The 243-nt window shown below is 62.1% G+C and carries 1 protein-coding gene; it reads right to left on the reverse strand.

All coding sequences use genetic code 11. The features are described 5' to 3' along the window. On the reverse strand, positions 1–243 hold a 243-nt coding region (locus tag AF337_RS02430; protein WP_152970866.1), incomplete at both ends, for an ATP-binding cassette domain-containing protein.

Here is a 243-nt window from a genome sequence, read left to right on the forward strand (position 1 = left end):
GACGTCCTGTCCTTCGAGCAGAACCTGTCCGCCACTTGCGCGCAGACGTCCGGCAATGCATTCGAGCAGTTCCGTGCGCCCGGCGCCCATCAGCCCGTAGATGCAGACGATCTCACCGGCACACACCTTGAGAGACAGACGATCGACTGCATTATAAGCAGCGCCGGAGGGACCGGGGACACTGAGGTTGTCGATGGAAAGCGAGACATCACCGAACGGGTGACCTTGCGGCGGGCTGCCAAG

This window comes from Rhizobium ecuadorense (genome assembly GCF_001187535.1).
GTDB classification, from domain to species: Bacteria; Pseudomonadota; Alphaproteobacteria; order Rhizobiales; family Rhizobiaceae; genus Rhizobium; species Rhizobium ecuadorense.